Source organism: Spirosoma arcticum, assembly GCF_054779955.1.
On record NZ_BAAGXG010000001.1, the window covers coordinates 587,623 to 606,501 of the forward strand.

Here is an 18,879-nt window from a genome sequence, read left to right on the forward strand (position 1 = left end):
CTTAGATTAATCTCACTTTAAGTAAGTATGGAGTAAAGTTTGTATTAAAATTCCTTTTTGAAATATAATTTAAAACCCTTAATATTGATGCGTTTACTGTATTCTAAAACCTATATCACCCTATGAAAGCAATGCTCTACCGGTTCTTACAGACCGCTTTTCTGGGCGCATTCATGCTGCTGTTCAGCCTGAACGCATCCGCCCAGGACCGTCGTGTGACGGGTAAAATTATCGGTACCGATGGACCTCTTCCCGGTGCTAACGTCTTGCTGAAAGGCACCACCACGGGTACCTCCACCGACGCAAACGGCGATTTTACGCTGAATGTGCGCGGAGCTAACCCGGTTCTTGTTATCTCGGCCATTGGGTCCAAGACGCAGGAAGTAACTGTCGGCAACCGCTCAACCATCAGTGTGACCTTGGCTGACGACGCCACCGCACTGGACGAAGTTATCGTAACGGGCTATACCACCGACACAAAGCGTGACAACACGGGGTCTGTCTCGACGGTAAAAGCCAAAGATCTGGCAGCCATCCCATCGGGTAACGTAGAACAGCAGTTACAAGGTCGCGTATCCGGCGTAACTGTTATCACCAATGGTCAGCCTGGCACAACCAGTATTGTCCGGGTGCGGGGCTTTGGGGCCTTTGGCGGTAACGAGCCGCTGTACGTTGTTGATGGCGTGCCGACGGGAGCAATCAATTTCGTGGCACCCGATGATGTTGAGTCGACAACGGTACTCAAAGATGCTGCCGCTGCCTCTATCTATGGTGCGCGGGCCGCTAACGGCGTAATTGTTATCACGACCAAAAAAGGGCAACGCCGGGCACAGAAGCTAAGCGTTAGCTACGATGGTCTGTATGGCTTCACTGATCCGGGCAAAGGCCAGACGATTTTGAATCCCCAGGAGCAGGCCGATTATACCTGGCAGGCAATTCGGAACACGGCACTTGCCAATGGCGTTGCCCCTGACTTCAGCAACGTGGCCGGTGGTCAGTACGGTAAAGGAGAGACGCCCGTTCTACCGGATTTCATCAACGTCGGTGGCGTCGGTGGTATCGTGGGTAACATTGATCTGGCGGCTGCGCAGGCTAAGTACAATACGAATCAAAGTAATGGGGCCATTTATCAAGTTGTGCGGGCCAACAAGCAGGGCACCGACTGGTATGATGCCATTACGCGCGTGGCGCCCATTCTCCGGCAGACGCTCGGTTTCTCGGGCGGCACCGAGAGCAGCCGGTACTATGTAAGCCTGGGCATGCAGAACTTGCAGGGAATCCTGTTGAATAACAGCCAGTCGCGCTACAATTTCCGGGTTAACACGGAGTTCGACGTCACCAAAAAGCTGCGATTTGGTCAGAATTTGCAGCTTACCTACCTGTCTAACAAAGGCATAACGGGTGGCGATGGTGGCCGGGGCGTATCGAGCGATGAGAACGATGTGCTGCAAGCGTTCCGGATGCCGCCGATCATTCCGGTGTACGACGAGTTTGGTGGATATGCGGGTACGGCTGCTCCCGGCTTTAACAACCCCCGCAACCCGGTGGCCAACCGCGACCGGATAAAAAACAACGGCAACTTCAACACGCTGGGTTTTGGTAACTTTTACTTAGAGTATGATGTGATTCCGGGCCTGACCCTGCGTAGCAATGTTGGTTTGCAGTATGGAAACTTCTACTTCAACAGCTACGGCCCAAGACAATACGAAAACTCGGAGAACAACACGACGTATACCTTCAGCGAAGGGTCGGGCTATTTCCTGGGATACACGTTCACGAATCAGGCGCAGTATAAGAAGAAATTTGGTATTCACGAGATCGACCTGTTAGGGGGTATAGAAGCGTTGAACACCGGAAAGGGCCGTCAATTATTTGGCAACGGTACGAATCCATTTTCGGAAGACATCTCCTACGTAACGCTTAGCAATCTGGCAACCACGGGTCGTCAGGCGAACAGCGATTTGTTCAATGGAGTGAATTTTTATTCCATATTTGGGCGGGTCAACTACATCTTTAACGACAAATACATTCTGACGGGGGTTGTTCGGCGCGATGGTTCGTCGCGTTTTGGCGCTAACAACCGGTACGGCGTGTTCCCGGCCGTTTCGGCCGCCTGGCGTCTTTCGTCGGAGAATTTCATGAAAAATCTGCCGTGGGTGACGGACCTAAAAGTTCGGGGTGGTTATGGCCTGATGGGTAACTCAAACAACGTTAACCCCAACAACCAGTACAGCCTGTTTGCGTCCAATCCGGGCAATGGCTACGATATCAACGGAGCCAACACATCCATCAGCCCTGGTTTCTTCCGGAGTCGGATTGGTAACGTAGACGCTAAATGGGAAACCAGTACTACGACCAATTTCGGTATCGACGGTGCGTTCCTGAATAACCGGTTAGAAGTTATTTTCGACCTGTGGCGGAAAGATACCCGTGACCTGTTATATACGGTTCCGCTCGCCGGGGTAGTTGGTGTGCGGGCCAGTGCACCGGCTGTGAACATCGCCAGTATGCGTAACCAGGGGATCGACATTCAGGTCATCACCCGGGGTAAGGTCGTCAATGATCTGACGTATGAACTCAATGCCACGGGCGGCTTCCTGCAAAATAAGATTCAGTCGCTGGCCCCTGGTTCACCGTATTTTGACGTGGGCGGTACTCGCTTGAGCACAAACGTTGTCCGCAACCAGCCTGGTCAGTCGATCTCGTCGTTCTTCGGCTATAAAGTGCTTGGCCTGTTTAACACCAAAGAAGAAGTTGCTGCTGCGCCCACGCAGGAAGGAGCCGGTGTAGGTCGCTTCCGCTACGCGGACATTAATGGCGACGGAAAAATTTCGGCGGATGACCGTACGTTCTTAGGTAGCCCGGTTCCGAAATTCAATGGTGGCGTAACCTTGACGCTACGTTATAAGGGCTTCGATTTCAGCACCTATGCGTACACCTCGTTGGGCAACAAGATTTTCAATAACTCGAAATGGTTCACTGACTTCTACCCCTCCTTCACCGGGGCGGCCGTTAGTGCCCGTGTGAAAGATTCGTGGACACCTACGAACATGAACACGGACATCCCCATTTTTGAAGGTGTCTCGAACTTCAGCACGAACACACAGGCAAACTCGTATTACGTTGAAAATGGTTCGTACCTGCGCTTGCAGAATATCTCGGTTGGGTACAACCTGCCAGCCAATATGTTGAGTGCTATTGGTTTGCAGCGGGTTCGTGTATCGGCTTCGGCAAACAACATATTGACGATCAGTGGCTATACTGGTTTAGATCCGGCCGTTGGCGGTGCTGCTGATCAGAACTTCGGTATCGATGTAGGTAACTATCCCGTAACCCGGAGCTATAACGTTGGCTTAAGCATTGGCTTTTAATTAATGAACAGCGTTGGGCCGAAGGGGTAATTAATAGATTACCCCTTCGCCTAACCTAATTCTGGTTTCGTTAATAATTCGTAAACTTCAAAAATGAGAAACACGATAAAAAAAGGAGCGGGCCTGATTGTAGTGCTCACCTGTATCACATTTGCTTGTAAAGACAAGTTTCTGGAGGTACAACCCACCGGCCAATTAGCCGGTTCGCAATTGACATCGGCGGCTGGTCTGGAAGGCCTTCTGCTTTCATCGTATTCCCAGCTAAACGCAAGGGGGTTCACTCAATCGGCCAGTTCGAACAACTGGCTACGGGGTAGTATTTCGGGCGGGGAAGCCAATAAAGGCTCTAACTCGGGTGACTTCAATGCGCTGACTCCATTTCAACGCTACGAGGTTGAAGCTGCCAGTGGGCAGGTCAACGGGAAGTGGCAAGCTATGTACGAAGGTATTAGCCGGGCAAACTCTACCTTGCGGACATTAGCCACGGCCGGTGCTGACGTCTCGGCTGATATCAAGAAGCGCATCGAAGGTGAAGCTCGTTTTTTGCGGGCACACTACTACTTTGAGTTGAAGCGCGACTTCAACATGATTCCTTACGTGGACGAGACTGTGGACTACGGCGCTGGCATTGACAAAGTAGCGAACAATGCAGACATCTGGCCTAAGATAGAAGCCGATTTCAAGTTCGCTTATGATAACTTAGCTGAATTGCCGGGTGCTGCCGGACGTGCTAACAAATGGGCCGCTGCTTCGTATTTGGCAAAGGCTTACATGTATCAGAAGAAGTTTGCCCAAGCAAAAGCCCTTTTCGACTTGATTATTGCCGGTGGAAAAACTGCGAACGGTAAGAAGTACGCGCTGGTGCAAAAGTATTCGAACTTGTTTAACGCTGAGTTTGATAACAACGAGGAATCGATATTCGCGATTCAGGCTGCGGCAAACGCCGGTAGCTCGGACAACGCTAACCCTGATCTGGTTCTGAACTTTCCGTATAACACGGGTTCAAACGGTCCGGCGGGTTGCTGCGGTTTCTTCCAGCCCAGCTTTGAATTGGCCAACTCGTTCCGCACCAGCGCAAGTGGCTTGCCGCTGCTGGACGGTTCGTACAACGTAGGCGCCAATCAGTTGGTGACGGATCAGGGCGTTAAGTCCGCCGATGCGTTCACACCCGATGCTGGTCCGGTTGACCCACGTTTGGATCACTCTATCGGTCGCCGGGGTATCCAATATTTGGATTGGCAGCCTCACCCCGGCCTCGACTGGATTCGGGATCAGGGCTTCGGCGGACCCTACGCGCCCAAGAAGTTTGTCTTCTACAAAACGCAGAGTAAAGTGTTGACCGATGGTAGCTCTTGGACGGATGGTTACTCGGCCATTAACTACAACATTATTCGCTACGCCGACGTATTGCTAATGGCCGCCGAAGCCGAAGTTGAAGTAGGTACTTTAGCAAAAGCACTTGAATATGTCAACTTGGTTCGGGCGCGGGCGGCTGACCCAGCAGGATTCGTTCAACAGGGTGGCAAAGCGGCTGCTAACTACGTCATCAGCCCGTACCCTGCTTTCGCCAGCAAAGAAGCAGCCCGAGCGGCTGTTTATTTCGAGCGTAAGCTGGAACTGTCGGGCGAAGGCCACCGGTTCTATGACTTGGTTCGCTGGGGTATTGCCGACACGGTGCTTAACGCGTATTTAGCGTATGAGTCGCCTAAACTACCGACGGGCTTCTTAGGCGCTAAGTTCACGAAAGGTCAGGATGAATACCTGCCAATTCCACAAACGCAGATTGACATCCAGGGTAAGGACGTACTGACGCAGAATCCTGGGTATTAATTTCTCCGGAGTGTTAAAGTAGATAAAAAGGGGGGTCAGTTCTGAATTCAGAACTGACCCCCCTTTTTGCGTTTTGTGCTAAGTCGTAGTAATAATTGACAGACCGCATTAAAAACTCTTTACCCTGCAGTCGCGACCTGTTTACCTGAGCAGTTCGGTGCGGGTGGCCCGCTTACGCCGTCTCGTGGATCATTGGTGAAACCAACCCAACTGGGATTGGCCGTTGGCCCTGCGCGTCCGGTTGCTGGGGCAGCGCGTTTAATTCCTGCGTGAGTCCTTTGTAAATGCCCGGATTAAACGGAGCCATAAATTCTTTTACCGGATTCCCCGTACGGCGGGTCTTCAGGCGCATGTCCCGCATCAACTCATCGGCGTGGTGGAACGAGAAGGGAATTACGCACGTACCCGACGAATGGCCGTGCGGAGCGCGTTTGAGCAGCCACGCCTGATGGCGGGCGATTTCGTCCTTCATGTCATCAGCACTGGGTAAGTTGAGTTGCCCCTTAATGTATTGAGCCGAATACTGCGCGGCCAGTTCGGAGGTAAACGGCGTAAACAGCGACGGATTGTAGCCAACGAACGACAAGTTAGGAACATCGACCGGCAGTACGTTGCGGTACAACTGAAACCAGCCTTTCGGGTTGCGGAGTTGACGGCTAACGCTGGGGTCGAAGAAGGGCACTGTTTGCCGGAAGCCCGTTGCAAAAACAACGATGTCCGCCGTTATTTTTTTGCCGTTGGTCAGCACCACACCATCGCTGTCAAAACGGGCGATTTCGCCTTTTTCAAGCTGGATATCGCCGGTGGCTGCCCGCTCATAAAACTGGTCGGAGGTTAGGCCAATGGAGCAGTTGGCGATGCTGTCGAACGGCTTGTCGGGCAGCAATCCGCTTTTTTTGAGCTTTAATTGAGCCGCAACTAAGTTGCCAATCCCTTTCACTAACAGATTGGTGACCGGTTTGCCCAGCGGTCCGTGCAGAAACTTGTGGATGCCAAACAGCGTCCGGTACGGAAACAGCGATTCGCCGAAGCGGTGGAGCAGCAGGTACTTAAAATTAAGGCCCCAGAAAATACGCGGCATCTTCCACTTGGCTTCTCGATAGATGCAGACCGGCTTCTCAGACACGTTGCTCACCTGCGACAGAATATCGTGGGCTGACTTGGCAAACCCCACGACGGCCACTTTCTGGTGCTTAGCCGCTTCGAGGTGCTCCGGCCGAAACTGGGTGCTGTGCATCACCTGACCCGTAAACTGATCCCGGCCCTGAATTTGGGGCATGTTTGGCTCGCTGAATACCCCGTTGCAGACCACCAGAAAATCAACCGATAGGGTAGTTGTATTGCCATCCTGCGCCGTGTGAATGACCCAGCCTCCGTGTCCACCATCAACCGGTTCGGCCCGCTCAACGGTGGTGTTAAACCGGATGAAGGGTAGAATGCCGAAATGACGGGCGTAGTTGGTGAGGTATTCCTGAACCTGCTGACCGGTGGGCCACTCGGCATAGTGTTTGGGCATCGGAAAGTCAGAGAACGTGTAGGTGTCGCGGGTGTTTTGCGTGGTCACGTTCGGGTAGCGCCGGGTAGTAGTCCAGACACCACCCAGTTCCGCTTCTTTCTCGAACATCACAACCGAAAAGCCGTGTTCGCGCATGGTTTTGGCCGTTACTAAGCCACTCACTCCGGCCCCGATGATTGCTACTGTCTTTGTCGTTTTCATACGAATTGGTTGGGTTTAACGAATTGGTTCGCAGTGGTTCAGGAGGTTGCTGCTGCGTTGGTTTGGTAGGACAAAGGTGGCGGATTGAGTAGGGCTGAATCCATACTAACTTGTTTGTATTTTCGGGTAGAGGTGCGTCTTTTCAGGCTATAAGGCCAATAGCGTATAATGGAGAAGGTTGTTTCTGGCTTACTGAACTATTCAGCGAAATACTTTGCATAAAAAAAGGCCCATAAGGGGCCTAAACAGCCTTACCGCAGCGGACCAGCTTTATATAACTACTTTGGTTACGTCACACGAAAAATAGGTGTCGATCAGGCGCATAACGCTTCCCCACCATGCGCGTCGTGCTGATCGACGTCAGCCCCGACGTACTCCGCCAACGTCTGACTGACCGGGGGTGCGAAACCCCCGCCGAGATTGAAGAGCGCATCGGCCGTTCGCAACAGATTGCGCCTGTTGCACATCCGAACCTGATTGTGCTGACTAACGATGACCCGTTGGCAGCGAGTGGCACGCGATTTGTGAAGGTGCTGGCGAGGTAAGTCCATTATCAATTATTCTTAATTGAATTGACCAACTATTCTATTCATCAGGGGCTGAAAGTGACAATACATTTTGTCATCGTTATTGCTTATCTATTATACATGCAACTTTTTTTTTACAAATGATACTACTGGTTCAATCCACACCTGATAGTTGCACGTATTATAGCCAAACAAGGTGTCGTCAATTCGTAAAGTCATGACCGAATATACATTGAACCGGCTGACCTCTAATCAATTAGCTGATTTTGCTGCCGCGTCAGCTACCTTTTTAGCTGTGGTAGTTCAGTCATCGGTTAAACTGGAGCTTTATTATACCCAGGGCCATTTCATAGAGATCAGTTACTGCGCAAAAGAGCGTCCTGGTCAGTCCACTCAGTGGCGGCTGTATTCAGCGAATCACTACCCCGATGTTCCGGCCAGCACTAAATACCTGAGCATCTATTTAACGTCTTTTAAGCTGCCCGTTTGTTAAACGTTACCCGTCTTTACTACAGAAATTCCACGCTCCCCACAACTTATAAAGCTTGAGAATACAACCGCCGGGTATCACCTGATACTAAAAAACGTTGTTTACCTTACTTACAAACTACACAGTATGACGCCACATGTACAACAAACCAAGGAACCCGTGTTCACCTCCAGCCGGGAAGTAGTCGCGCATTACACCTCGCTTATCGATGAACTTACCCCCCAATTGCAGGAGGATACGGGTAACGACAACCAATCCTTACGACTGGAAATCGCTCACCTGCGTCGACAATTTGTTAAGGATCTGGAAAATTTTGCTCCCAACCGGGTAGACGAGTATTTTAACGAGAAGATGGCCAATGCGGAATCGGATCAGGAGTATTTTGAGTTGAGTAATGCCTATGAGGCCATACTGCTGGCCGAGTTAGCCAACATTAAAAAGAAGCTGCACGTCCTGCGAACAGCCTGAACATTATCGTGTATTGACAGCTTAACCACGGCTGGTGCGTGGGTACTTAATTTTGCCAAAACAGCCGGACTATACAGGGCCCGGCTGTTTTGATAAGATCGACACGAAGGGCGAAGCCCCTAAAATGAATACCGCAATCCGAACTGCATCCGCCAGCGTGAGGTCAACTGCGTGTCATTGAAGAAGGTTGACCGCTGAGTCGTGTCGAAACTATAGATCGGTTCGCCTACGCCGTCCAGTTGCACACCCAACGGCTGGGCCAGTCCGCTATAGGAAGCCGTTTGCCGAACACCCCAGTTCGAATTGAGCAGGTTGCCCGCGTTGAGCAGGTCAACGCTAAACTGAATCACGTGCTTGTTGGCTAACCGGTAATCCTGCAACACCCGAACGTCCCAGTTCGAGTACCAGGGCGACAACGAAGCGTACCGTTCGGCGTACTGCCCCCGGCGGCTGCTCAGGTAATCATCCTGCGCAATGTAGCTTTTCAGACCCGCCCGCTGCGCCGTCCGGGCCGCGTCGTTACCGCTGAACCGCATCTGGTCGATCTGGGCATCGGTTGGAATGAAGAGCAGGTCGTTCAGGCCCGAGCCGTCGTTGTTCAAATCACCCGAATAGGTGTAACTGTAGCGGCCCCCTTTGGCGTACTCTGCCACGGCCGAAATCGTAGTGGCCCAGGCCCCGCCCGAGTAGGCAAAGCGCTTGGCTAATGACCCGACCACCCGGTGCGTGTTGCCCCACTGCGACGGAGCCAGTATCGGCGTGTTCGCGTGGCCAACGGTTGGCTGACGGTCGAAGGCGTCCGACGAGATCTCAGAGTCCGTCGATGAGGCATCCCTGGCGTTCAGGTAGTTATAGGCCAAACTGACGTAGGTACCATTGGCAAACGTCCGCTGCACCTGAGCGCTGGCGTTGAGCGAGTATCCTAAGCTGACGTTGGTGAAAACATACGCATTGGTTGGTCCGCCGAAGACGGTTGCGCGGTCAGAAGCCGTGTACACCGGCCGGTTGTCGACCCCCGTCAGGCGGCCCGAAGGGAGTTTAAGCCCGTAGTTCCGCACCATCATCGCGTTAATGTCTTTGTTGAACAGTAAATCGAGCGACGTAATCCAGCCACCCGCGAACTTGTGGTCGTAGCCGAGGCTGCTTTTCCAGACCTGCGGAAACCGGAAATCGGGGTCCGTTACGCAGTAGAAAAAGAAGTTTGGATTAGCCACCTGATTGCCGACCCACACGAACGGAAAGCGACCCGTGAACACGCCCGTGCCACCACGCAGTTTTCGGGTGCCCGTGCCGGTGATGTCGTAGTTGAAACCAAAGCGGGGTGAAAATAGGGGTGCCGTCGTGGGTAGTTGCCGCGAATCGAGCTTGACGGGCGTTCCCGCTTCGTTATAATATTGGATATCACCCATGTAGCCGCCATTGCTGCGGGCAATATTCTCCTCAATCTTTTGCTGCGTATCGAAATAAAGCGGCATGTCTACTTTAACCCCGACGGTCACATTCAGCTTTGGCGTAATTAAAAATTCATCCTGCGCGTAGAAACCCAACTGCCCCACGTTGGTCTCGGCCAGGGCCCAGTTTCCGGCTGCGTACGTACCGCGGGCTTTGGCAACGGCTTCCTTAAACTCGGGTGTGCTGGCGTCCGTCACGAAATCCGCTACCGATGCGTAGCCCGGCCCGAACGTGCCACCGTAGGCGTTGAGGTTGAACGAATTGTCAAAATCAAACTTCTCGAACGACGTACCGAGCGTGATGGTGTGCTTGCCCGCGTAGATGTTGAAATTGTCGGTAAACTGGTACACATCCTGATTCAACGTGTTGTTGATTGAGAACGGCTCATGACCGGCCACGATGTAGCGAACGCCGTCGCGGTTGATGTTAATGACCGGGAACGGAGCCGAAAACGGGTCGCGGGTGTCGCGGAACCGCGTGTAGCCGACCTGAAGCTTGTTGGCGAAACGGCCGTTGAAGTTGGAGTTCAGCTCGATGATGCCGCCCTGTAATTTGTTATTAATTCGGTAGCCGGAGTTTTGAAATTGCAGCGTCAGCAAATCCGGTCCCCGGCGACCAATGGCCGAGGGGTGGGCGGGCTTATCCCGAAAGGCGTCCAAGAAGTTATACAGCACCGACAGCTTATGGACCCGATTAATGTTCCAGTCGAGCTTGACGATGGACTTGGCGTTGCGCGTTTTGTAGGTGAAATTTTCGTACGGTCCGGTTTCGTAGCCGTACAGACTGCTCAGGGTGTTCGATACCAGCTCCAGATCGGCCGATTGAACGCGCGAGACGTTGGCGCCTTCCAGCCCACTCCGCCGGGCTACCCAGCCGTTGGTTCCCAACTCCGACCGCAGATCGGCTTCGGCGTTGATAAAGAAGAACAGCTTATTCTTGATGATCGGCCCGCCCAGGCTAAACCCGAACTGCGTCTGATCCGACTCCGGCACGAAAATATCGGTGCCTTTTACACGTTTGCCCGTTAGATCCTGATTCCGGTAAAAGCCGAACGCCGTACCGTGAAACTGGTTCGTGCCCGATTTAGTGACGGCATTGACGGCTGCCCCGGTGAAACCCGACTGCGTGACATCGAAGGGCGACAGCGCCACCTGCACCTGCTCAATGGCGTCTAATGAAACCGGCTGCGCATCGGACTGACCGCCCGGCGTGCTGGCATCCAGTCCGAAGGGGTTGTTAAAGATGGCCCCGTTGAGCGAAAAATTGTTGAAGCGGTTGAACCGTCCGCCGAACGTGCCGTCGTCACCGGCCTGCGGGTTCAGGCGGGTATAGTCGAACACGGAGCGCTTGATGGTCGGCAGCACGCGCAGTTGCTCGCTGCTGATGTTGGTTTGCGCCCCGGTGCGGTTGTTGTTGAGCACGTCGTTGGCGTTGGAGCGAATGACCACCTCACTCAGTTGCTGCGATTCGTTTTGCAGCGTCCGGTTCAGCGGTAATTTCTGGCCCAGGCTCAGAAACACGTTTTCGATGGTTTCGCTCTGGTAGCCCACGTACGAGATAACGACGCGGTAGGGGCCACCCACGCGCAGGTTCGGCAAGGTAAACTGCCCTTCGGCGCGGGTCGACACGCCGTACTGTGTGCCGGTGGGCAGGTGAATGGCCGATACGGTGGCACCGGGCAGGCCGTTACCGCTCCCGTCGCTGATGATACCCGCGATGGACGATGTGGTTACCTGAGCATGGACATGGCAATGCCCCATTCCCAGACACAGGAAAAGTACAAGTAGATGACGCATAAAAATGGGATGTAGTTTGTGTTAAGCTGTTGCCTATAAAAATAACGTGAAGTTCATCACCAAGCTTTCTCTTCTCTTTTTAATCGCAAAGATTCATGGCTGAATACATATTTAATGAGAAGTAGACCTCAGCGCTTCGTTAGTCAGTCGGCCTGTCTTCGATTCTTCGCGTTGCCAGAAGAGCAGGCTTCACCAATCATAATCGCGTTTGTATACACTTAGTCTGGTAAAGATGCGAAGCACTTACTCAGCGTACCGTTCAATAAAGCATATGAAGAAATTGGTTAAAAGGGCTTGATATTCAACCACTTTGCCGACTAACAGAGTTGGGCAGAGGTGCTGAGTATGTTTTGGCATCGTGTCTCATTCTGTGGTTCTCTCCTCACACTGCGCAACGTATGGAAACGGTAACTCACACTGACTTAGTGAACCAAATTTATCGGGAGCAGTATTGCCACGGTCATCAGATTCCGGGTCCCTTCGGTGAGCGCCTGATTACCTACGCCGATTATGTGGCTTCGGGGCAACCCCTGAAGTTCATTGAAAACTACCTTCGGGCGGTTGTTCTGCCGACTTACGCCAACACGCATACCGAAGCGTCTTTTACGGGACGGCAGACGGGCCATTACCGCGAAGAAGCCCGCCAACTGATTAAAAAATCTGTGAACGCCGGAGCCGATGACGTTCTGGTGTTTTGCGGGTCAGGCTCCACGGGAGCCATCGACAAAGTAGTTCGCCGACTGCAATGTGATCACCCGTCTCACCGGCCGGTGGTATTACTGGGTCCTTACGAGCATCACTCCAACATTTTGCCGTGGCGGGAGGGTGGTTTTGAGGTCATCGCGGTGCCTATAACGCAGGATGGTCTTGTTGATGTGGCATTTCTGGAAGAGAACCTTCACCGGTATCAACACACCCGGCCGATGATCGGTAGCTTTTCGGCCGCTTCCAACGTAACGGGCGTCATGTCGCCGGTGAATCTGATCACGGGCCTGCTTCACCAATACGGTGCTCTTTCGTTCTGGGACTATGCCGCCGGTGCTCCTTACATGAAAATTGATATGAATCCGGGTGGGAATACCAACAAGGATGCCATCTTCATGTCCGCCCATAAAGTAGCTGGGGGGCCAAGTACGCCCGGTATCTTAGTTGCCAAACGACACCTTTTCACCGAAAAAGTACCCACCGCTCCTGGTGGAGGAACCGTGCATTTCGTTACTAAAACTCAGCAGTGTTATTACGAAGCTGTTGAGGTTCGGGAGGAAGGCGGTACGCCGGCCATCGTTGATTCCATACGGGCGGGCCTGGTTTTTGGCTTAAAAGACGCCGTTGGTACCGAATACATTCAAATGCGGGAAAGCGATTACATCAGCCGGGCCATCAATCAGTTTAAGCAGCAGCCTGACCTGTATATCCTGGGCAACACCGATGTGGCCCGGCTGGGGATCGTGGCCTTTCACGTCCGCTGCGCGGGTCGTTTCCTGCATCATAATTTTGTGGTCGCTCTACTCAATGATCTGTTTGGTATTCAGGCAAGGGGCGGGTGTAGCTGCGCCGGGCCGTATGGTCATGACCTGATGGCGCTGAGCGAGGAAACGTCACGGGCGTACATGGTGGAACTGGCCACCGGAAACGTGGGCAGTAAACCGGGCTGGGTGCGGTTAAATTTCAACTACTTTATTCCGGAAACTGAATTTCAGTTCATCGTCGACGCTGTGCTGTGGGTAGTCGCCAACGGCTGGAAACTGCTCAAGTACTACCAATTTGATGATCGGAATGCGCTCTGGCAGCCGCCGGGCTACGTTGCGCCGGTTGGTTCGCTTCGTACGTTTCTCCAGCCTGAACCAACATCAGCACGCGGGAACACCACTGAACCCGCCGTCGAATGCCGCACCTATCTCGACTGGGCCGACGACATTGCCCAATCAGCACTTGACGAATGGTGTGCCACGCCCTTGCAGACGTATCACTACGAGCAGGTGACCAATCCGCTGCGGTGGTACACCTTAGCCGATGACATTGACTATGGCAAACCGTGAAGTAACCAGGTTGCCTTATTTTGTTGTATTTGCGCGGAATACCACCGTGCTATGGACGAATCCCCTTCTTCTTTTTCTGCTGAACCGATTGAAGTTCGGTATGATTTCAACAGTGTCAGCGATACCAAACTTGTTAAAAAGATAGTCCGGTTGACCGAAACAAGCCTGCTGGATGTTTTCAACCTCGCCTTGCTGGACCTGCTCGACGATGGCTCCGAGAGCGACCTAAGCGTCACCGACAATAATGATTTGCGCACTGTGCTGGCGACCGTCATGCGAATTATCGACAATTTCCTGACTAAATTTCCCCAGAAGATTGTTACCGTCAGGGGAAGCGATAGGCGACGTACTCGGCTGTATCGAATCGTTATCGGTCGGGAGCTTAATGCGATTCGGCAACGGTTCATGGTCTTCGGTGAGTTTCAAGATGGTCAACTCGAACCCTTCAAACCAAATGCTGACTACGTACGATTTTTGATTTCACTTAAACGTTGAAAATATGGAAAGTTTGAAAGAAAATCCCCAAATTGTAGAAGGCAAACCCGTTGCCTCCGCTCGTTCGCAACGCTCACCAGTCGTTCAGAAGAAATTAGATCAGGCTAATGAAGATTTGGCCAAACTGAGCCAAGAATCACTCGATCTATTGTTTTCAAGAAATAAAGAAAAGAAGCAGTAATCACATCCGTAAATACCAGAAATCCGGTCTGTAGCCACTTGCTACAGACCGGATTTCTGCATTGATAGATTACACTAATCCGCTACCACAATCAGGGGGGCTACCTCTTCGGGGTCGTTGTCGGCCGACGCTTTCTTGGGTTTGAAGGCTTTGCGGCCCGCTTTTTTCAGCGTCACGTCGTATAAATCCGTCCGGCGGTCCTTGAGCACCTGTACCGAGCCGTGTTCGTGGAGTTCCTTGAGCAGGCTCAGGTCGACGTCGGCAATGAGTACCATTTCCGTATTGGGCGTGGCTTCGGCTTTCACCGCGTTGGTTGGGAACTGGAAATCCGAGGGCGTGAACACCGCCGACTGCGCGAAGTTAATGTCCATGTTGTGCACCTTCGGCAGGTTGCCCACGCAACCCGAAATAGCCACGTAACATTCATTTTCAATAGCGCGGGCCTGGGCGCAGTGCCGCACCCGCGAGTAGCCATTTTGGGTGTCAGTCAGGAATGGCACGAACAGGATTTGCATGCCCTGCTGGGCTAAAATTCGGCCCAGTTCGGGGAATTCAACGTCGTAACAGATCATCATCCCGATCTTGCCGCAGTCGGTGTCGAACGCCCGGATTTCATTGCCACCCACCATGCCGTAGTGCCGCACCTCATTCGGCGTAATATGAACCTTGCGGTATTCTTCGTAGGAGCCGTCGCGTCGGCACAGGTACGCCACGTTGTAGAGTTTACCGTCCTCATCCACAAGTGGCATACTGCCCCCCACAATGTTGACATTGTAGGAAATGGCTAATTCGCAGAGTTTATCACGGACCGGCTCGGTGAAGTCGGCTAATTTACGAATGGCCACCGGCTCGGGCAGATCGTTGAAGTCGGCCATCAGGGGCGTGTTAAAAAACTCCGGCAACACCATAAAATCGGCCCGGTAGTCGCTGACGGCGTTGGCGAAGAACTCGACCTGATCCAGAAACGAGTCTAAGTTCTTGAACAGACGCATCTGCCACTGAATCACCCCCAGCCGAATGATGGAGTCCGTATGCGGGCGTTTATCCTTTTCGGCAACGTAGTAAATGTTGATCCACTCCAGCAGCGTGGCGTACTCTTTCGACTCGCTGTCACCGGGTAAATAGCCGCGCAGGACCTTACGGACGTGGAAGTCGTTGGAGATTTGAAACGTCAGCGTCGGGTCGTAGATCTCTTTTTGCTTCACCTTCGCGATGTACTCGCGGGGCGACAGGTCGTCGGCAAACTTGTTGTAGTTCGGGATGCGCCCGCCCGCCAGAATACCCTTTAGATTCAGCGTTTCGCAGAGTTCCTTCCGGGCGTCATAGAGCCGCCGACCGAGCCGCAGGTCGCGGTAGTCGGGATGCACAAACACCTCAATGCCGTAGAGGTAATCCCCCGCGTCGTTGTGCGTTTTAAACGTGTAGCCGCCAGTGATTTCGTAGTACGTATGGTTGTCACCGAACTGATCGTATTTGACCCGGATGGCGAGCGCACAGGCCACGACTTTGCCGTCGACCTCCACGCAGAACTGACCTTCGGGAAAGATGTTGAGCAGTTTAGTAATCTTGCTTTTCTCCCAATAATCACCCCCAATGCCGCTATACACCTCAATCATGGCCTCTTTGAGGTCATGGTAATCGTCCTTTTGTAATGGTCTGGTTTGAATATGCATAAATAAGTCGGAACCAGGATTTTAAGGTGATTTAGACGATTAACGGGACTTGCTGTGCGCTATAAATCCTGTTAATCTACAAAATCACCTTAAAATCCTGGTTCAGAAGAGTTTCCATTTTTGTTAAGTGTTCATCCGTAAAATCTAAGTGCGTCACAAAGCGCACCAAATGCTTACCGAATGCAATACCCCGAATGCCCTTGGTTTCTAACTGAGCAACGTAGTCGGCGGCTAAGATGGTTTCGGGAAGCCGGAAAATGACGATGTTCGTGTCGATGGGCAGGATTTCTTCCACTTCGGGCAACCGTTCGAGGAGGGCACCGATTTTGCGGGCGCGGGCGTGGTCCATTTTCAGCCGGTCGATGTGGTGGTCGAGTGCATAGATGCCCGCAGCCGCCAGAAAACCCGCCTGCCGCCAGCCTCCACCCATCAGTTTGCGGTAGCGCCGGGCCTGCCGAATCATGTCCGCTTTGCCCAGCAGCAGCGATCCCACCGGGCAGCCTAATCCCTTCGACAGGCAGATGCTGATGGAGTCAAACAGTTGCCCGTAAGCCTCGGGGTGGTCGCCGGTTTCAACGAGGGCATTGAACAGCCGCGCCCCGTCTAAGTGCAGAATCAGATTGTGCTCGTCGCATACGCGCCGGATGGCCGCAATCTCCGGCACGGTATAGTAGCAACCTCCGCCCTTGTTCACCGTGTTTTCGAGCACCACCAGCCGCGACAGGGGTTTGTGCGGGTCGGCGGGAGGGTAAATCAACTCGCGGACGAGGTCGGGCGTGAGTTTGCCACGCTGCCCATGGGTCAGACTTACCGATGCCAGCGCATTGACTGAAATGCCTCCGCCTTCGTACTGATACACGTGCGAGAGGTAATCACAGATCACATCGTCGCCGGGGCGCGTGTGGGTACGGATGGCGAGTTGGTTGGTCATCGTGCCCGACGCACAGAACAAGGACGCTTCCATCCCGAACAGCGTGGCGGCTTTGGCTTCGAGGGCATTAACGGTTGGGTCGTCGCCGAGAACGTCGTCGCCCAGCGGGGCCGAAAACATAGCCTCGCGCATGGCGGGCGTGGGTTGCGTAACGGTGTCGCTACGGAGGTCGATAAGCATGAAAAAGGGGTAATTTATTCTCCCGGATTGCGGATGCCAAAGTAGGCGAGTTCGAGCACCTCGCCCGGTGCAATGTAAGTAGACGTGGACCCGTGCTTAATTTCAAACTGCTGGATAATATCTTTCCACATCGGCTGATTCGCAAAGCTGATTTTATACGTATGCAGCTTGCCGTCGTTGGCAACAACCAGCGGAACCGACTGCTCCGACTGTTTACGGATACCTCTGGCAAACCGAATTCGGTTCTGATTGGGGTATTTATCGTCCGTGCCGTCGGGGGCCTGTCCGTTCAGCAGCCACACCAATTCCAGCGGCATTTGCGCCGGGGTGCCCGGCGGTCCCGAATACGCCATACGGATGTAAATGTCCCTGAATCCACTGGCGGGCCAGCAGCCGTAGGGTGAAATAAGTTTGGTGCCCTGGGCATTCACCGGGCCATTGTCGGCTTTGCCCGTGAACGTAACGCGCCAGTTATTGGTAGCAAATGGCTCTTTCTGATCAAAACCACCGTCCTGAATGAACCAGCCGTTGCGGCCGTTGAACGTATTAAAAATGAAGTCGGGGGTAGAGGATCGCTCCTGCGCATAGGCGTATTCGCGCACTTCGCGCTCCGAGCCAACGATGTACGTGTAGGACCGGTACCACGTATTGTCGCTGTCTAAGTGAATCATGGGCTGGTTGGCGGTGTAGGTATGCGTGCCGCCACCCTCCCAGTTTTCGCTCGCCGTAATGGCCGTCATATTGTAATTGGTCTTGAAAAAGCCGGGCGTGTATAAACCAATCATACGGGCTTCTCCGGCATTGGTCAGTCCGGCGGGTGTGGTGCCGATCTCCGTTCCAATCCAGGGTTCGGTCAGCGCAAACGACGTTCCCTGGTGGAGGACGTAGGAACCATCGGGCCGGGTCCCTTCGATGCCGTTGGTCACCGTCGTCGGGTCGTTGGTAAACGGGGCTGAGCCGTTGTAAAAATGGACCTTTCCAGCCCCATTAACCATCATCATGGGCCATTCCTGCGATTCGGCTTCGTAAAACGTCTTGTCGGGCCGCTGGTGCGTCAGCCGAACGTGGACGTGTACTTTGTTGCCGTCCACGCGTGCCCACTGCTCATAAAAAAACGGCAGTCGGCGGGCATCCCGGTGTGCCCACGACAGGCACTGCGCTTTGGTGTAAATCCAGCCGTCGACGAAGCCGTGGAACAGAATGGGGGAAGGGTTGTGCCCATCGTCGCCCGCCTGCAGCGGATTGTAGCCGATGCCTTTCCACTTGGGCGAATCGTCGGCGAAACTGCGGGGACCCCCGTACGAACTCATGCCCGACTCGTTGCCGAGGTCGTTGAAGTTGAAGAGCGACTGTTTGGTGGCTTTGTCATAAATCTGAATCGAAGCGCCGTATTCTTTGCGGACTTCGATCCGCAGCATGGTCGATTCCTGAACCGATATGTCGCCTATTGCCCGGTTATGAATGAGATACCCGTTATAGGCCGACCAGGGCGATTGCGCAGTTGGCACCTGGTAAATAAACGGCTGGCGGCTGGGCGGGAGCGTCGGCAGCGTAGGTTTAGGCGCGGTGGGTGAATCGATGGTTGGCCGGACCCCTTCCCGGTACTGACAGGTCAGCAGGCCGCTGGTCAGCAGGAAGGAGTAGAAAAGCGGCCGTATTGCCTGGTGGCGATGCATAACGTGGTGGATGGGGTAACGGAGGATGATCGGAAAACAAAGATAAATAAGCC

General features: G+C 53.3%; 12 protein-coding genes. 7 read left to right on the forward strand and 5 right to left on the reverse strand.

Features of this window, described 5'->3' with window-relative positions:
• Positions 1 to 122 precede the first annotated feature (122 nt).
• Positions 123 to 3,371, forward strand: a complete 3,249-nt coding sequence (locus ACYVHB_RS02695; protein WP_461049369.1) for a SusC/RagA family TonB-linked outer membrane protein — start codon at positions 123 to 125, stop codon at positions 3,369 to 3,371.
• A gap of 93 nt (positions 3,372 to 3,464) precedes the next feature.
• Positions 3,465 to 5,201: a RagB/SusD family nutrient uptake outer membrane protein gene (locus ACYVHB_RS02700; protein ID WP_461049371.1), complete on the forward strand. Its 1,737-nt coding sequence runs from the start codon at positions 3,465 to 3,467 to the stop codon at positions 5,199 to 5,201.
• 172 nt (positions 5,202 to 5,373) lie between these two features.
• Here the strand turns inward: ACYVHB_RS02700 and ACYVHB_RS02705 are convergent, their stop codons facing one another.
• A complete protein-coding gene (locus tag ACYVHB_RS02705; protein WP_461049373.1) occupies positions 5,374 to 6,918 on the reverse strand; it encodes a flavin-containing monooxygenase in 1,545 nt (514 codons plus the stop codon).
• Between the two features lie 338 nt (positions 6,919 to 7,256).
• On the opposite strand from ACYVHB_RS02705, the gene ACYVHB_RS02710 reads away from it, so the two are divergent.
• Together ACYVHB_RS02710 and ACYVHB_RS02715 are read left to right on the forward strand one after the other, a co-directional pair.
• On the forward strand, positions 7,257 to 7,463 hold the full coding sequence (locus tag ACYVHB_RS02710; RefSeq protein WP_461049375.1) for a hypothetical protein: 207 nt from the start codon (positions 7,257 to 7,259) through the stop codon (positions 7,461 to 7,463).
• 598 nt (positions 7,464 to 8,061) lie between these two features.
• Positions 8,062 to 8,403 (forward strand): hypothetical protein, encoded by a 342-nt coding sequence (locus tag ACYVHB_RS02715; protein WP_461049377.1) that lies wholly within the window; start codon positions 8,062 to 8,064, stop codon positions 8,401 to 8,403.
• Positions 8,404 to 8,522: 119 nt separating this feature from the next.
• Here ACYVHB_RS02715 and ACYVHB_RS02720 read toward each other — a convergent pair whose 3' ends face one another.
• Entirely contained in the window at positions 8,523 to 11,651 is a 3,129-nt protein-coding gene (locus ACYVHB_RS02720; RefSeq protein ID WP_461049379.1) for a TonB-dependent receptor, read from the reverse strand.
• A gap of 398 nt (positions 11,652 to 12,049) precedes the next feature.
• On the opposite strand from ACYVHB_RS02720, the gene ACYVHB_RS02725 reads away from it, so the two are divergent.
• The 3 genes from ACYVHB_RS02725 to ACYVHB_RS02735 are packed head-to-tail and all read left to right on the forward strand — an operon-like array spanning position 12,050 to position 14,366.
• The gene (locus tag ACYVHB_RS02725; RefSeq protein WP_461049381.1) at positions 12,050 to 13,690 is read left to right on the forward strand and encodes an aminotransferase class V-fold PLP-dependent enzyme; all 1,641 of its coding nucleotides are present in this window, start codon (positions 12,050 to 12,052) and stop codon (positions 13,688 to 13,690) included.
• A gap of 51 nt (positions 13,691 to 13,741) precedes the next feature.
• The gene (locus ACYVHB_RS02730) at positions 13,742 to 14,185 is read left to right on the forward strand and encodes a DUF6934 family protein (RefSeq protein ID WP_461049383.1); all 444 of its coding nucleotides are present in this window, start codon (positions 13,742 to 13,744) and stop codon (positions 14,183 to 14,185) included.
• 4 nt (positions 14,186 to 14,189) lie between these two features.
• Positions 14,190 to 14,366 carry a hypothetical protein gene (locus tag ACYVHB_RS02735; protein WP_461049384.1) on the forward strand — a complete coding sequence of 59 codons (177 nt, stop codon included), beginning with the start codon at positions 14,190 to 14,192 and terminating at the stop codon, positions 14,364 to 14,366.
• 74 nt (positions 14,367 to 14,440) lie between these two features.
• On the opposite strand, the gene ACYVHB_RS02740 is transcribed toward ACYVHB_RS02735, so the two are convergent.
• From ACYVHB_RS02740 to ACYVHB_RS02750, 3 genes are all read right to left on the reverse strand, one after another.
• Positions 14,441 to 16,039 carry a GNAT family N-acetyltransferase gene (locus ACYVHB_RS02740; RefSeq protein WP_461049386.1) on the reverse strand — a complete coding sequence of 533 codons (1,599 nt, stop codon included), beginning with the start codon at positions 16,037 to 16,039 and terminating at the stop codon, positions 14,441 to 14,443.
• 76 nt (positions 16,040 to 16,115) lie between these two features.
• The gene (locus tag ACYVHB_RS02745) at positions 16,116 to 17,150 is read right to left on the reverse strand and encodes a threonine aldolase family protein (protein WP_461049388.1); all 1,035 of its coding nucleotides are present in this window, start codon (positions 17,148 to 17,150) and stop codon (positions 16,116 to 16,118) included.
• Positions 17,151 to 17,164: 14 nt separating this feature from the next.
• On the reverse strand, positions 17,165 to 18,826 hold the full coding sequence (locus ACYVHB_RS02750) for a hypothetical protein (RefSeq protein ID WP_461049390.1): 1,662 nt from the start codon (positions 18,824 to 18,826) through the stop codon (positions 17,165 to 17,167).
• Positions 18,827 to 18,879: the final 53 nt, after the last annotated feature.

Excerpts from the sequence above, each read along its gene's own strand:
- ACYVHB_RS02735 (WP_461049384.1), top strand. The coding sequence starts at position 14,190 with ATGGAAAGTTTGAAAGAAAATCCCCAAATTGTAGAAGGCAAACCCGTT.
- ACYVHB_RS02745 (WP_461049388.1), bottom strand. The coding sequence starts at position 17,150 with ATGCTTATCGACCTCCGTAGCGACACCGTTACGCAACCCACGCCCGCC.
- ACYVHB_RS02750 (WP_461049390.1), bottom strand. The coding sequence starts at position 18,826 with ATGCATCGCCACCAGGCAATACGGCCGCTTTTCTACTCCTTCCTGCTG.
- ACYVHB_RS02720 (WP_461049379.1), bottom strand. The coding sequence starts at position 11,651 with ATGCGTCATCTACTTGTACTTTTCCTGTGTCTGGGAATGGGGCATTGC.
- ACYVHB_RS02740 (WP_461049386.1), bottom strand. The coding sequence starts at position 16,039 with ATGCATATTCAAACCAGACCATTACAAAAGGACGATTACCATGACCTC.
- ACYVHB_RS02725 (WP_461049381.1), top strand. The coding sequence starts at position 12,050 with ATGGAAACGGTAACTCACACTGACTTAGTGAACCAAATTTATCGGGAG.
- ACYVHB_RS02705 (WP_461049373.1), bottom strand. The coding sequence starts at position 6,918 with ATGAAAACGACAAAGACAGTAGCAATCATCGGGGCCGGAGTGAGTGGC.
- ACYVHB_RS02695 (WP_461049369.1), top strand. The coding sequence starts at position 123 with ATGAAAGCAATGCTCTACCGGTTCTTACAGACCGCTTTTCTGGGCGCA.
- ACYVHB_RS02715 (WP_461049377.1), top strand. The coding sequence starts at position 8,062 with ATGACGCCACATGTACAACAAACCAAGGAACCCGTGTTCACCTCCAGC.
- ACYVHB_RS02730 (WP_461049383.1), top strand. The coding sequence starts at position 13,742 with ATGGACGAATCCCCTTCTTCTTTTTCTGCTGAACCGATTGAAGTTCGG.
- ACYVHB_RS02710 (WP_461049375.1), top strand. The coding sequence starts at position 7,257 with ATGCGCGTCGTGCTGATCGACGTCAGCCCCGACGTACTCCGCCAACGT.
- ACYVHB_RS02700 (WP_461049371.1), top strand. The coding sequence starts at position 3,465 with ATGAGAAACACGATAAAAAAAGGAGCGGGCCTGATTGTAGTGCTCACC.